At 34.4% G+C, this 13,859-nt stretch carries 11 protein-coding genes; 2 read left to right on the forward strand and 9 right to left on the reverse strand.

Features of this window, described 5'->3' with window-relative positions:
• Positions 1 to 202: 202 nt before the first annotated feature.
• The 5 genes from SOM12_RS02360 to SOM12_RS02380 form a co-directional block, all read right to left on the reverse strand.
• Positions 203 to 1,654 (reverse strand): TolC family protein, encoded by a 1,452-nt coding sequence (locus SOM12_RS02360; RefSeq protein WP_320492260.1) that lies wholly within the window; start codon positions 1,652 to 1,654, stop codon positions 203 to 205.
• Complete coding sequence (locus SOM12_RS02365) at positions 1,647 to 4,814, reverse strand: efflux RND transporter permease subunit (protein WP_095929052.1); 3,168 nt, start codon at positions 4,812 to 4,814, stop codon at positions 1,647 to 1,649. Before SOM12_RS02365 ends, SOM12_RS02360 begins: the two co-directional genes overlap by 8 nt.
• Positions 4,815 to 4,934: 120 nt before the next feature.
• Positions 4,935 to 6,017, reverse strand: coding sequence for an efflux RND transporter periplasmic adaptor subunit (locus tag SOM12_RS02370; RefSeq protein ID WP_095929053.1), 1,083 nt, complete (start codon positions 6,015 to 6,017; stop codon positions 4,935 to 4,937).
• Positions 6,018 to 6,194: 177 nt separating this feature from the next.
• The gene (locus SOM12_RS02375; RefSeq protein ID WP_095929054.1) at positions 6,195 to 6,575 is read right to left on the reverse strand and encodes a hypothetical protein; all 381 of its coding nucleotides are present in this window, start codon (positions 6,573 to 6,575) and stop codon (positions 6,195 to 6,197) included.
• A 169-nt stretch (positions 6,576 to 6,744) separates the two neighbouring features.
• Positions 6,745 to 7,152, reverse strand: a complete 408-nt coding sequence (locus SOM12_RS02380; RefSeq protein ID WP_095929055.1) for a GNAT family N-acetyltransferase — start codon at positions 7,150 to 7,152, stop codon at positions 6,745 to 6,747.
• A gap of 175 nt (positions 7,153 to 7,327) precedes the next feature.
• Here SOM12_RS02380 and SOM12_RS02385 point away from each other — a divergent pair, with 175 nt between their 5' ends.
• Entirely contained in the window at positions 7,328 to 7,891 is a 564-nt protein-coding gene (locus SOM12_RS02385) for an outer membrane beta-barrel protein (RefSeq protein ID WP_095929056.1), read from the forward strand.
• 50 nt (positions 7,892 to 7,941) lie between these two features.
• Here the strand turns inward: SOM12_RS02385 and SOM12_RS02390 are convergent, their stop codons facing one another.
• The 4 genes from SOM12_RS02390 to SOM12_RS02405 all read right to left on the reverse strand — a co-directional run bounded on the left by SOM12_RS02390 (position 7,942) and on the right by SOM12_RS02405 (position 12,848).
• Positions 7,942 to 8,556 carry a hypothetical protein gene (locus SOM12_RS02390; RefSeq protein ID WP_320492261.1) on the reverse strand — a complete coding sequence of 205 codons (615 nt, stop codon included), beginning with the start codon at positions 8,554 to 8,556 and terminating at the stop codon, positions 7,942 to 7,944.
• Between the two features lie 162 nt (positions 8,557 to 8,718).
• Positions 8,719 to 10,596: a M1 family metallopeptidase gene (locus tag SOM12_RS02395; protein ID WP_320492262.1), complete on the reverse strand. Its 1,878-nt coding sequence runs from the start codon at positions 10,594 to 10,596 to the stop codon at positions 8,719 to 8,721.
• A gap of 284 nt (positions 10,597 to 10,880) precedes the next feature.
• On the reverse strand, positions 10,881 to 12,461 hold the full coding sequence (locus SOM12_RS02400) for an NADP-dependent glyceraldehyde-3-phosphate dehydrogenase (protein ID WP_095929059.1): 1,581 nt from the start codon (positions 12,459 to 12,461) through the stop codon (positions 10,881 to 10,883).
• A gap of 75 nt (positions 12,462 to 12,536) precedes the next feature.
• Positions 12,537 to 12,848 (reverse strand): rhodanese-like domain-containing protein, encoded by a 312-nt coding sequence (locus SOM12_RS02405; RefSeq protein WP_095929060.1) that lies wholly within the window; start codon positions 12,846 to 12,848, stop codon positions 12,537 to 12,539.
• A gap of 362 nt (positions 12,849 to 13,210) precedes the next feature.
• Here SOM12_RS02405 and SOM12_RS02410 point away from each other — a divergent pair, with 362 nt between their 5' ends.
• Positions 13,211 to 13,837: a Crp/Fnr family transcriptional regulator gene (locus SOM12_RS02410; protein ID WP_095929101.1), complete on the forward strand. Its 627-nt coding sequence runs from the start codon at positions 13,211 to 13,213 to the stop codon at positions 13,835 to 13,837.
• Positions 13,838 to 13,859 lie beyond the last annotated feature (22 nt).

Here is a 13,859-nt window from a genome sequence, read left to right on the forward strand (position 1 = left end):
GTAAGAAAAATATTAAAATTTAACAATAGGTAAAAATTTAAAAGGCAAAAAAAACCCCGAAAACTAAATAATAGCTTCCGAGGTTTATGGTCACTTTTTTTTCAGAACAGTGAAATGCAAATATAAGATAATTTTCTTACAAAAAAAGCCTTTCAGGATTTTACTCCCAAAAGGCTTTCTTTCTACAAATTAATTGGCAATATTATTTCCATCCGCCCCCCAAGTCTCTATAGACATGAACTGCAGCATTCAACTGTTCTTTTTTAGTATCAATTAATTCTAATTTCGCTTCTAATGCGTCTCTCTGTGTCATCAAAACCTCAAAATAATCTACTCGAGCCGATTTAAACAAATCGTTTGAGACATCAATCGAAGTATTTAAAGCATCAACTTGTTTCGATTTAAGATCGTATCCTTTTTGAAGATTCTCAATCTTAGACATTTGGTTTGAAACTTCTAGATCAGCATTTAAAACTGTACGATCGTAATTGTACAATGCCTGAATCTGTCTGGCATTGGCACTTGCAAACTCTGCTTTGATCGCATTTCTGTTAATCAAAGGCGCTACAAGATCTCCAGCTAATGAGTAAAGAAGAGATTCTGGCATAGTAAACAAATAAGAAGGTTTGAAAGCCTGTACTCCTATCGCTGCCGTAATATCCAAAGATGGATAAAACTCGGCACGAGCCACTTTTACATCTAATTTTGCCGCTACTAATTCTAATTCTGCTTGTTTAACATCTGGACGGTTTTGTAACAATTGAGACGGAATTCCAGAACTTACAGAAGCTGGCAATAAACTTAAGAAATTAGCGCTGCTTGTTCTTTTTACTTCCTGAGGGTATCTACCCAACAAAAAGTTGATTTTATTCTCAGTTTCTTTTATCTGCTGCAAAATATCAAACTCCATACTTTGCGAAGTTAAAACCTCTGCTTCAAATTTCTTAACTCCCAATTCTGTTGCTCTTGCCGCCTGTTTTTGAACTTTTACAATTTCTAAAGCATTAGTCTGCAATTTGATCGTTTGTTTTACAATATCCAACTGATTGTCTAAAGCTAGTAATTCATAATACGAATCAGCAACTTCGGCGATGAGGTTTGTAATTACAAAGTTTTTACCTTCTACTGTAGCCAAATATCTGTTTAAAGCTGCTTTTTTAGAATTACGCAGTTTTTTCCAGATATCTACTTCCCAGTTTGCGTAAGCCGAAATCGTAAAATCTCCTAGCGGATCTGGAGTTTCTACCCCTGGTTTAATCTCTGTGGTAGCATCACCCGCACCTTGACTGGTATATCTACCCACTTTTTCTACTCCAGCTCCGGCACGTAAGCCTGCAGTTGGCAATAAAAGTCCTTTTTTAACACGAATATCATTTTTTGCAATTTCAATTTCCTGCAAAATGATATTTAATTCCTGATTGTTTTTAAGAGCAGTATCTATTAAATCAACTAGATTCTGATCTTTAAAATAATCTTTCCAGTTTAATGCTGCCGTATTGCTGTTTGCATCCTGAGTCTGAACTGTTGAGCCAAACGATTCTGGAACTGGTGTACTGGTAGTAACTGCTGCCGCAGGTGCAGGGGTTTTACACCCTGCAACTGCTAGACATACAGCAAACGCAATACTATATTGATATGATTTAACTTTATACATGATTGTTGTCAATTTCTTCTGTTAATGGGTTTTCTTCTTCATGTTTTACCAATTTGTGTTTCTCAGCAATTTTAGCAAATATGAAATACAAGCCTGGAATTACAAATACACCGCAAATGGTTCCGATAAGCATACCTCCAGCTGCTGCAGTACCAATGGTTCTGTTTCCAATTTTACCAGGACCAGTTGCAAAAGCAAGCGGTAATAAACCTGCGATAAAAGCAAACGAAGTCATCAAAATCGGACGGAACCTTGCTTTTGCCCCTTCCATTGCAGCATCTAAAACTGACTTACCGGCTGCATGCCTTTGGATCGCAAACTCTACAATCAACACGGCATTCTTACCTAATAATCCGATAAGCATTACCATGGCAACTTGTGCATAAATATTGTTTTCTAATCCTGTTAATTTCAATAAAAGGAAAGCTCCAAAAATACCTGCTGGCAAAGAAAGAATTACTGACAATGGCAAAATAAAACTTTCGTACTGTGCCGCTAATACCAAGTAAACGAATCCTAAACAGATTAAGAATACCCAAATTGCCTGATTGCCCTGAGCCACCTCATCGGCAGAAATACCAGCCCAGTCAATGTCATATCCTCTTGGTAATTTTTCAGCAGCTACTCTCTGAATTACTTTAATCGCTGTACCAGAACTATAACCTGCAGCTGGAGAACCACTAATTTGTGTTGAGGTATACATATTATGACGTGTAATTTCTGAAAGTCCGTATACTTTTTCTAATTTCATAAAAGCAGAAAAAGGCACCATTTCATCACGATCATTTTTTACGTATAATTTTAAGATATCATCTGGCTGTGCACGATATTCTGGCGAAGCCTGAACGATTACTTTATAGTTGATACCAAATTTGATAAAACTGATTTCGTAGTTACTTCCCACAAGAGTTGACAAAGTATTCATCGCATTTTCGATAGAAACCCCTTTTTGCTGTGCCAAATCATTGTCGACTTTCATCATGTATTGAGGGAAACTAGAGCTATAGAAACTAAATACGTTTGATAGTTCTGGTTGTTTGTTCAATTCAGCCACAAAATCGTTGTTTACCTGTTCCATTCTCTTATAATCAACAGAACCGGTTTTATCTAACAAACGAAGCTCAAATCCTCCGGCAGCACCATAACCAGGTACAGCGGGCGGTTGGAAAAATTCGATATTCGCCCCCGTAATATCTTTACATTTTTCCTCCATTTCGTGCATGATTTCCAAAACAGATTCTTTTCTATCGCTCCAATCTTTCAAGTTAACCAAACAAGTTCCAGAGTTAGCCCCAGTACCTTCAGACAAAATTTCATAACCTGCCAATGAAGAAACCGATTTTACTCCGTCAATATCCTCAGCAATTTTCTGAACTCGTTCTGCAATATTATTTGTTCTTTCTAAAGAAGATCCTGGCGGTGTCTGGATTACCGCATAAAACATTCCCTGATCCTCATTCGGAATAAATCCTGAAGGAACATTACTACTGATGATCCATGTTCCAGCACAGAAACCAAGAAGCGCTACAATGGTAACTACTCTTCTGTCCACAATTTTGCCTAGTAAGTTCTGATATTTACCTTGCGCTAGATTGAATTTTTCGTTGAAAGCATCAATAAATCTATTGGCTGGTGTTTTCTTTTTAGGCACGCCATGATTGTTTTTTAACATCATTGCACAAAGTGCTGGTGTCAATGTCAAAGCCACAATACCCGAAAGAATAATCGCAGTTGCCATAGTTACAGAGAACTGTCTGTAGAATACTCCAACAGGACCAGACATGAAGGCAACAGGAATAAATACCGCGGCCATCAAGAAAGTAATTGCAATAATTGCCCCCGCAATTTCGTGCATTGCTTTTTTAGTCGCTTTAAATGGCGAGAGGTGTTCCTCTTCCATCTTGGCGTGAACGGCCTCAATAACCACAATCGCATCATCGACGACGACCCCAATTGCTAACACTAAGGCAAATAACGTAATCAAGTTCAATGATATATCAAAGAATGTCATGAACACAAAAGTTCCAACCAACGATACTGGTACCGCAATTGCAGGAATAACCGTCGAACGCCAGTCTCCTAAGAAAAGGAAAACTACTAAACCTACCAGAATAAAGGCTTCAACCAACGTATGAATTACTTTTTCGATAGAAGCATCAAGGAATTTAGAAACGTCATACGAAATTTCATAATCCATTCCTTTAGGAAATCTCTGTTTGATTTTTTCCAGTTTTGCTTTTACTTCTTCAATAACCTGATTCGCGTTACTTCCAAAAGATTGTTTTAATACAATCGCCGCAGATGGTCTTCCATTCAAATTAGAATAGATATCATACATCGAGCTACCAAATTCAACTTTAGCAACATCTTTCAATCTTAAAAGTTCTCCATTTGGATTTGCTTTTACTACAATGTTCTCGTATTGTTCTTTTGTTGTAAAACGTCCAGAATATTTCAATACATACTCAAATGCTTGAGAACGTTTACCAGAACTTTCTCCCGTTTTACCTGGAGAAGCCTCCAAACTCTGACTAGATAATGCTTCCATTACCTCATCTGCAGAAATTTTATAAGCCAACATACGGTCTGGTTTCAGCCAGATACGCATTGCATATTCACGTGTTCCTAAGATATCTCCAGAACCAATACCATTTACCCTTTTCAATTCAGAAAGAACGTTGATATCGGCATAGTTGTATAAGAACTTCATGTCCGTATTTTTGTCTGTACTGTAAAGATTCACGTACATCAACATACTTGGTACCTCACGAGTGATTTTAATACCCTCACGAATTACCAAAGGAGGAAGTTTATTGGTAACCGAAGCTACACGGTTTTGAACGTTAATTGCTGCCTGATTAGGATCTGTTCCTAAGTTAAAGACCACTTTGATTGTAGCTTCACCATCGTTTCCAGCATCTGAAGCCATATATTTCATTCCTGGAACTCCGTTTAAGGCTCTTTCCAAAGGAATAACAACAGCCTTAACCATCAATTCACCATTAGATCCAGGATAATCTGCGGTAACATTCACCATTGGAGGTGAAATTGTAGGGAATTGTGTAATTGGTAAATTTAAAACCGACAATACCCCCAAAAAGACAATAATCAACGATATTACTATCGACAGAACAGGTCTTTGAATAAATTTATTAAACATTTTTATATTTTTTAAATGATTAAACTTATTGAAGTTTAAAATGTTTCAAGTTTCAGGTTTCAAGTTTCAGGTTCAGTATGCAACTTGAAACCTGAAACTTGAAACTATTAAAACAAAAAACTATTCTGCTTTTAAGCGTAAATGATTGATTACTTCTTTAGGAGATTCGTAATCGAATTTAATTTTGTCGTTTTCTTTTACTTTCTGAACACCTTCAAGCAAGATCTTATCATTTTCTGTAAGACCACTTTTGATTACATATAAATCAGGGATTTCGCCAGTAATAGTGATTTCTCTAGAACTTACTTTATTGTCTTTTCCAACTACAAAAACATATTTTTTATCTTGAATTTCGTAAGTCGCTTTTTGCGGAATCACAATAGCATTTTTAAGAGGAACATTCATTTGAACTTGTCCTGTTTCGCCATTTCTAAGTAATTTTCCAGAATTAGGGAATCTTGCTCTAAAAGCAATGTTTCCGGTTTCGTTGTTGAATTCACTTTCGATTACCTCAACATTTCCTTTTTCTTTAAAAATATCTCCGTTTGCCAAAACCAAATTCACTTTGTTATCTGCACGGTCTTTAATATTCGTTTCGTAACTAATATATTCTGGCTCAGAAACATTGAAATAAGCAAACATCTGACTGTTATCTGAAAGACTTGTCAACAATTCTCCCTCGTCAATTAAACTTCCTAGTTTTAAAGGAATACGGTCGATTGTTCCGTCAAACGGAGCTCTAATTTCTGTGAATGATAAATGAAGTTTTGCCAGCGCAACCTCAGCTTTTGCAGATTGCAATTTAGCCTGAGCCACGCTTAATTCGTTTTTAGAAACGATATTTTTATCTGCCAGTAATTTTGAATTTTGCAATTCAATTTCTACAGATTTTTGTTCTGACTGTGCTTTTAATAATTCTGCCTGATACATGTTTGGCATAATTTTAAACAACAGCTGTCCTTTTTTTACAAACTGTCCTTCGTCAACATATATATTTTGTAAAAACCCTTTTTCTTGGGCGCGAAGTTCGATATTACGAACCGATTTTATTTGTGAAACGTATTCTTTGGTAAATGAAGTATCGATTCTTACTGGATTAGTAACGGTGAATTTTTCTACTTCTTCTTTTTCTTCTTTTTTAGATGTACAGCTCGTTAAGCACACCAAGGCCATTAAGCCTGTGAACACAATAATTTTTTTCATGATTTAGTTTGGAAATTAAGCGATTGAATGCTTTGGAATGAAAATTCCTTTTGGATGTTAAAATGCATCAGTCAGCCTTAGCCCAGACCTTAACTTTATATAAGCAGAAGTAGAAAAAATATACAACAGCAAGATACGCAGAGATCAAAACTCAGGTAACCGATGTATACTTTAGAATCAAATTCTTAATACTCGTTGAGTAATATAGATAGGATTTGAATGCCCGAATAAAGGCGTAGAAATTTTTAAACGATTGGAATCATTCGCTGCAGACTGATCTGAAAGTGCCAGATACAAAGCGTCTACCAAACTATACGAAGCAGTAAAATATTTGTTCGTAAGTAAATCAACATCTTCACCTCCAACAAGATCTTCTTCTAAATCAATATCTGTAGCTTCTTCAATTGTTGAAGTTCCACGATCTTGATTAGTAAACTTAACTCTATGTTTCTGTAGGTGATGGTGAGTATGAGCACCAAAAGTATTTGCATTCAAATATTGGCCTCCGCCAAACAGAAGCATATTCATGAATACTAAAAATACTATTAACTTTCTCATTTCGGTGCGAAAGTAGTAAAAGAATTAAAACAAAAAAAGAATTTTTAACAAGGTTTAACAGTTCCATAAAACGAAAACGTTTTCATTCTCTTAATTTTTATTAATCACTTTACTTCAAAATTAAAATCCTTATTTACAACATTAAAAATCAACAACTTAAACTTCACAATTAAGAAAGCAAAATTTCCATAATCGTAAATTCTTGTCCTGATTTTACAAAAGTTTTAAAAGTATCTATCATTCCGAACTTCTCATAAAATGATTTTTTATTGGTTCTGGCGTTGCACCATACTTTTTCTACACCTTTTTCCTTTGCAAATTCTAGAATATACTTTAAAAGATGAGACGCAATTCCCTTACCTTGATACTCTTCTAAAGTAGCTAATTTTCTAAACTGCATTTCTTTTTCTTCCATAAAACAAGAGACTATAGAAACCAATTTATCTTCTTCAAAAACTCCAAAATGAATTCCTAAATTATCTTCTTCAAGCTGTACAAACTCAAAAGGCTGGTCTGGCCACATTACTTCGTGTCTTATTGGCCAAGTATCACTAGGGTTTATTGTTTTAACTTTCATTTTAATGTATTAAATCTTCTCAAAATTAATTCATTTTGATTTAATCGAAAAAAACAAACCAGAAATCTTGATCTGATTAATTATCAAAACTTTACAGAAAAATAAATCAGACAAATCATTCAATTCTAATCTATTATGATTATTTTTATAGTACCAAAATCAAATAAATTCCGTTATGAGAAAATTCCTTTTAGCAACATTTTTATGTATTTGTGCCAATGGATTTGCGCAATTAATACAAATCGGGCCGCAGTTTTCTACAAGCATTACTTCTGTCAATGCCAAAAATTTCAGTTCCGATCATACGAATACAGGAATTGGATTTGCCGCATTTGGCCGATTAAACCTTGCACTTTTTTATGCCCAGGGCGAGTTTGGATATGGTCAAACTAATTTTAGCGTATACCAAAACGGCGTGGGAGAAACCGAATTTAAACTATCAGGAACAGATGCTTCATTAATTGCAGGACTTAAAATTATTCCGCTTGGAAAACTCGGAAATGTGAGGCTTTTTGTGGGATACAACTGGAAAAATTATTCAGACATAAGTACCAGCAATAATCTCAATTCTATAGCTATAGAAAAAAATAATCATAGCATTCTTGGAGGTGTTGGAGTGGATGTCTGGAGACTAACTTTTGATGTTAGATATCTTGCTGGACTTAGTGATATAGATGCCTCTAGCAGTGAAATTAAAACTGGAGTTACCAATCTCTCCATTGGATTTAAATTTCTATAAAACTCATAATAAAAAAGGGAATCAATCGATTCCCTTTTTTTATTTATCATTTACATTTTAACGTAATAATTTTCCTCATTATCACTTTGTATCTTTTTTATTCCCTCTTCTGTTTTAACAGCTACATTAACAACATGCAATACATCTGACTTTTCATTAAGACTACAGTTCCAAACTGTTCCATCAGAAAGAATAATTTCTGAAAATAATGAGACCGTACTTTTGGCATCATTATAAACTAAATTTTCAGTTTTAAGAAGTTTCTTTACTTTTGTTTTTTTGTCGACCTCGTAAAACAAGATCTCATTTTCTTTAATTTCGACCACTTCATCAAAAGTAGATTGACTGGCGGTAACTGCTGTTGCCGCAGACCAAACTGGCTGACTTCCAGTTCTTCTCCAAGTTCCAATTGCTTGACTTAGAATTTCTTTTCTTAAAATTTCACGTAAAGTATCTACTTTATTAACAGCATCTTTTCCAATTTCGTTGTCCGGCTTAATCTTTGCAGCCAAAGAAAATAAGTCGATAGCTTTTACAAAATCGGCTTTTTTGTAGTAAGAAACAGCTAGTTCATATTTACTTTTTTGAAACGCTGCTTTTTGATCATTCTGCGCAAAAAACTGAAGACTGCTTAGCAAAGCAATCAGAACAAAAGTATTCTTCATTAGATTTGGTGGTATTTTTAGTATTTGGCAAACGTAATATTTTTCCGAGAAATATTTGTGCTGTTTTTCCGTAACTTGAATATTTTTAATTATTTTAAACAAAAAGCGTCACTTTGCTAAAACAAAGTGACGCTTTAATTTATTTAGTTAAATTTAATTCAATTATTTAACATTTAAAACATTGTTCTCTGGTGTTGCATCCATAAATATTCCACCATCAATCTCAATTTTTTCGATTTTTTTTGCGCTTTTCAAAATTATTCTAGCTGTTTTTTGATTTTTCTCCCAAATCGCTGGCGTTTGATGCAAAATTGTTTTTGACTTATCAGCGTACGTAATTACAACATCAAAAGGAATTGCAAAACCTCCAATGTTTTCTATTGTTATGGTTTTCTTATCGGAAGAAAGACCTTTTACAGCAATATCTATGTAATTGTTAGTAAAGAACCAATTATTAAAAAACCAATTTAAATTCTTTCCTGCTGCTGTATTAAATGAATTAAAATAATCCCACGGAATAGGATGTTTTCCGTTCCAAGTATCCATATAAAAATGAAGCGCTTTTTTGAACATTTCATCTCCTAACATATCTTTTAGAGCCAAATAAGAAAGAGAAGCTTTACCATAAGAATTATTTCCATAACCTGCGCCAGAAACCTGTGTAGACATTGTTATAATGGGCTGATCTTGTTCTGAAGATCGATCGCTTATATAATGTTTCACTCTAAATTCTTTATAAAACTTATCGGCAGCCTCTTTACCATGTTCAGCAATTCCGATTAAATATTCAAAAGTTGTTGCCCAACCTTCGTCCATAAAGGCATAACGTGTTTCATTGATTCCCATGTAAAAAGGAAAATAAGTGTGCGCTACTTCGTGATCTTGTACTAACTGTGCAAAAATAGGATCTCCCATTTCAGAATCGTTACACATCATTGGATATTCCATATCGGCAAAACCTTGGAAAGCTGTCATTTTAGAAAATGGATATGGAACTCCTGGCCAATTGTTAGAAAACCAATCTAAAGCATATTGATTATTTTTTACCGAATTCACAAAATCGGTTCCTTTAACATTATAAGCCGCCTGAACGCTCGCGCGACGATTTGTCTTCTTATCCACTACAACACTACTAGCGTCCCATAAATAATGATCACTTAAACCAAAGCACACATCTGTTATGTTTTTAGCTTCAAATTTCCAGACATTCCAATCGTATTGTTTCGTTACAATTCCGCTTTTCATTTCCTGCTCGTTTGCAATATGCAGAATTTCATCTGTTGTGTATGATTTTTTTAAGCGTGAAGCAAATTCAGGTTGCAAAACCTCATCTGGATTTAATAAATCTCCAGTTGCATACACCACGTAGTTTTTTGGTGCTTTTACAGAAAAAACATAATCATTGAAGTCATTGTAAAATTCTTGGCGATCTGTATGTGGTAATCTATCCCATCCATTATAATCGTCAAAAACTGAAACACGAGGATAACTATACGCTACAAAAAATGTCGTTTCATCAATCTGGCCTTCTCTACCGCTTTCTTTAGACAAAGGATAATTCCATTGAATATTTATAGTGGTCTTTGAATTGGGTAAAATTGGTTTTTGCAATTTTACATTTCCAACAGTTCCCCAGTTTTTAGCGTCTTCTTTATACACTTCATTTTCTACTTTCAATGAAGTAATTGTTAATCCATCGCTTAAAAAATCATTGCTTACTTCACCTCCTCTTGGAGAAGAAGGCTTGTGAAGGTTGTTTACAAAACGAATAACTAAGTTTCTTAAAGTATCCTTGCTATTGTTTTCGTAAATAATGGTTTCAGTTCCACTAACCAATCTCGTTTTCGGATCAACTGAAATTTCCATATTATATTTTCCACGGTTCTGCCAATAGTTTGCGCCTGGTTTTCCGTCTTTAGAACGTGTTCCATTTTCATAGGCTTTTTTTATATTTCGAGGCATGTAAAGCTCTTGAGCAATAGTATCTTGGGCAAAAAGAACGAATGCTATTAATGCAAATTGCAAAAATCTCTTTTTCATAAATAATTCTTAGGTCTTTAAATTGTTTGATGTATAAGACTGCTGTTTTAAAACAATGTTACAAATTTAATTATTAATTGTTAATGGTGAATTGTAAGATGTGAATTGTAAATGGTGAAATGTGAGATGTGAGATGCAGAAAAACTTCATTTTACATTTTACATCAAACTTTTACAAAAAAACTTAGAATCTTAGCTCCTTAGAAACTTAGCATCTTTAAAAAGAAAAACCGTCTATCACCAAAAGGAATAGACGGCATCTACAATTAATATATAACCTTGATACTACAAAATATAATCTGTATTAATAAAATTCGATTCTTTGCTGTTAAGCAATTCCTGCAGAATCTCATTATTATAATCGATATCTTTTGAAGCTACAAACGTACGAATTGAGAAAGAACGTAAAGCATCTGGAATACTTAAAGTTCCTACAGCAGAATCTTTTCTTCCTGTGAAAGGGAAAGCATCTGGCCCTCTTTGGCAAGAACTGTTGAGGTTTACTCTACAAACTAAGTTAACTAAGGCATCAATTAGCGGCGCAAGAGTTTTTATATCTTTACCAAACAAACTTACTTGCTGTCCGTAATTTGATTCTGCCATATCTTTCAATGGTTCTTTAATATCTTTGAAAGAAAGTACAGGAACAACTGGCCCAAACTGTTCTTCGTGATACACACGCATTTCTTTATTTACTGGATATAAAACTGCTGGAAAAATATAGTTATCAGTATGTTTCCCTCCTTTTTCATTAATGACTTTAGCTCCTTTATGAAGAGCATCATCAATTAAGCCTTGAATATATTTTGGTTTGTCGGTTTCTGGTAGCGGTGTTAGAGCAACTCCCTTTTCCCACGGATTTCCAAAAAGCAAACTGTCTACTTTTTCAGAAAAACGTTTATTGAATTCTTCAGCAATCGATTCGTGAACATATAACACTTTCAAAGCAGTACAACGTTGTCCGTTAAAAGACAAACTTCCTGTAATACATTCCTGAATAGCCAAATCTAAATCGGCATCTGGAAGAATAATTGCTGGATTTTTAGCTTCTAAACCTAAAATTAAACGCAGTCTATTTTTGTTTGGATGCTGATCCTGTAAAGCAATTGCCGATTTACTGTTTCCAATTAAAGCTAAAACGTCTATTTTTCCAGATTTCATAATCGGAGAAGCCACTTCGCGTCCTCTTCCATAAACAATATTGATTACTCCTTTAGGAAAACTGCTTCTAAAAGCTTCCAATAATGGCGAAATACATAAAACACCATGTTTAGCTGGTTTGAAAATTACGGTATTTCCCATAATCAAAGCAGGAATCAACAATGAGAAAGTTTCATTCAAAGGATAATTGTAAGGTCCAAGACATAGTACAACTCCAAGAGGTCCACGGCGAATCATGGCGTTTACACCTTGCACTTTTTCAAAATGCGAACTGCGTCCGTTTAATTCTTTGTAGCTGGCAATAGTATCGTAAATATATTCTACAGTTCTATCAAATTCTTTTTGCGAATCTCCTAATGACTTTCCAATTTCCCACATTAAGTATTTCACTACTTCTTCGCGGGTTTCTTTCATTTGTTTCACAAATTTTTCCATGCATTTAATACGATCAACTACTTTCATAGTCGGCCATAAGCCTTGTCCCATATCGTATGCATTGGTAGCAGCTTCGACAACTTCCGCTGCTTCTTTTTCTCCCATAAAAGGAATAGATCCTAATAAAGTCGGCGAATACTTTTCTGTTAAAGAAATAGTAGAAAACACAGGTGTGGTTTGCCCTGTCCATTGTTTCAATTCTCCATTTACAAGATAGGCATCTTGATTTATCAGACTATTAATCTGATATTCTTCTGGTATAAAACTCATAATTTGGTTTGTTTAATGGTCTGGTAATTTTATTTTCAAAAGAAAAAAGAGGCTTTTTTACTGCCTCTTCTTCTTTTATGGTTGTACTGTTTCACCTTCCCAATCTAGGATTCCTCCAAGCAGATTGTAGGCGTTTTCGATACCCAATTCGTTCATAATCTGGCATGCTTTTGCACTTCTAGCCCCAGAACGACAGTATACATAATAGTTTTTATTTTTGTCTAATTCTTCAATCTCATAAATAAAAGCCTGCCCTTTATTGATATCAATATTAAGAGCGTTCTCAATATAGCCATCATTAAATTCGTCCTCAGTTCTTACGTCAAGTATAACTGCATTTTCGTCAGCTTCTAACTGAGCAACCCAATCTTCTTGTGATAAATTCATAATAAAATGTGTTTTTGTAAAATTACGACGTTTCTCTATATAAAAAACGTACCAAATGCGATTTCGATTATTATTCTCAGAAAACGTTTTAGAGAAAGTATTATAATCAGTGAATTACAAATTTAGTTACTATTTTTAAAAATTCAGCCTACAAAATCGATAGAAAATAGGATTTTTTCATTTACATAAAATTAATCTTAAATCTAGTTTTCTGATAATTATTCCCATTCCAAACCCTTATCTTTGCAAACAATCCTATATTTTTATCCGATTTTGATAAAAATATTCGCCACCAATTACACGAATTCTCAATAATTAATTGTTTTGAATTAATGCAATTGATGGCAAAAAAAATCTACAATATGCAACATTCATTAAAAACCATCTTTCCTAATTTCTCGAACGAACTCATTGCTACGATAGAAGAAAACGGAAGCCTTCAAGATTTTGAAGCCGGAACCATTTTAATGCGTACCGGTCAGTATATTAAAAATACAGTTTTGATAACTAAAGGTAAAATCAAAATCTATCGCGAAGGTGAAGACGGCGGAGAGTTTTTAATGTACTACTTGCAGCCTGGACAAGCTTGTGCGATATCAATGATTTGTACAGCAAAAAGCGAAAAAAGCCAGATTATGGCAAAAGTAGTAGAAGATGTAACCGTGATGATGATTCCATTGCAATTAATGGACAAATGGATGATGGAACATAGAAGCTGGTACGAATTTGTAATTGAAACCTACCGAAGCCGTTTTGAAGAAGTTCTCGAAGTGGTAGACAATATCGCTTTCCGTTCTATGGATGAAAGATTAGAATTCTACTTAAAAAGACATTCTGATGCCTGCGGGTGTTCTGAGGTAAATTTATCGCATCAGGAAATCGCAACCGAATTAAATACTTCGCGAGAAGTCGTTTCCAGATTACTCAAAAAAATGGAACAACGCGGTCTGGTCAAACTCAACCGAAACCAGATTGAGTTATTGAAATAGTTTTTTCTGCCACGAATTCACG

Source organism: Flavobacterium sp. CFBP9031 (genome assembly GCF_034044945.1).
In the GTDB taxonomy this organism is placed as follows: domain Bacteria; phylum Bacteroidota; class Bacteroidia; order Flavobacteriales; family Flavobacteriaceae; genus Flavobacterium.

Excerpts from the sequence above, each read along its gene's own strand:
- SOM12_RS02360 (WP_320492260.1), bottom strand. The coding sequence starts at position 1,654 with ATGTATAAAGTTAAATCATATCAATATAGTATTGCGTTTGCTGTATGT.
- SOM12_RS02365 (WP_095929052.1), bottom strand. The coding sequence starts at position 4,814 with ATGTTTAATAAATTTATTCAAAGACCTGTTCTGTCGATAGTAATATCG.
- SOM12_RS02370 (WP_095929053.1), bottom strand. The coding sequence starts at position 6,017 with ATGAAAAAAATTATTGTGTTCACAGGCTTAATGGCCTTGGTGTGCTTA.
- SOM12_RS02375 (WP_095929054.1), bottom strand. The coding sequence starts at position 6,575 with ATGAGAAAGTTAATAGTATTTTTAGTATTCATGAATATGCTTCTGTTT.
- SOM12_RS02380 (WP_095929055.1), bottom strand. The coding sequence starts at position 7,152 with ATGAAAGTTAAAACAATAAACCCTAGTGATACTTGGCCAATAAGACAC.
- SOM12_RS02385 (WP_095929056.1), top strand. The coding sequence starts at position 7,328 with ATGAGAAAATTCCTTTTAGCAACATTTTTATGTATTTGTGCCAATGGA.
- SOM12_RS02390 (WP_320492261.1), bottom strand. The coding sequence starts at position 8,556 with ATGAAGAATACTTTTGTTCTGATTGCTTTGCTAAGCAGTCTTCAGTTT.
- SOM12_RS02395 (WP_320492262.1), bottom strand. The coding sequence starts at position 10,596 with ATGAAAAAGAGATTTTTGCAATTTGCATTAATAGCATTCGTTCTTTTT.
- SOM12_RS02400 (WP_095929059.1), bottom strand. The coding sequence starts at position 12,461 with ATGAGTTTTATACCAGAAGAATATCAGATTAATAGTCTGATAAATCAA.
- SOM12_RS02405 (WP_095929060.1), bottom strand. The coding sequence starts at position 12,848 with ATGAATTTATCACAAGAAGATTGGGTTGCTCAGTTAGAAGCTGACGAA.
- SOM12_RS02410 (WP_095929101.1), top strand. The coding sequence starts at position 13,211 with ATGCAACATTCATTAAAAACCATCTTTCCTAATTTCTCGAACGAACTC.